Source organism: Streptomyces sp. BE20, from assembly GCF_036322525.1.
Lineage (GTDB): Bacteria > Actinomycetota > Actinomycetes > Streptomycetales > Streptomycetaceae > Kitasatospora.
In genome coordinates this window covers 1-275 of record NZ_JAQYWW010000465.1, presented here as the reverse complement: position 1 = coordinate 275, position 275 = coordinate 1, and the positions used below count along the sequence as shown (strand labels likewise).

Below are 275 nucleotides of genomic sequence, written 5' to 3'. Positions count from 1 at the left end.
GACACACCGCCGAGAGACCCTGCCCGACACCTACCGCGCCATCGCCGGCCTCGTCTCCGACCGCACCGCCGGCACGTGAACCACAGACCTCAACCAGCCCCCTGCTGCCCCACCCGCTATCACGCACCAACTCGTAAGAAGTGATCTCATTTGGTGATTCTGCGGTTGCAGATGAGGGTGGCGGCGATGGTGGCGAAGGCCGCGAAGTGGGTGCCCTTGCGTTCGTAGCGGCGGTGGAGTCGGCGGAAGCCGCCGAGCCAGGCGACGGTCCTTTC

At 66.5% G+C, this 275-nt stretch carries 1 pseudogene; it reads right to left on the bottom strand.

Going from position 1 to position 275, the window contains the following annotated elements:
- Window positions 1-146 precede the first annotated feature (146 nt).
- Window positions 147-275 (bottom strand): annotated as a pseudogene (locus PUR61_RS05655) (IS5/IS1182 family transposase); the annotation flags it as partial.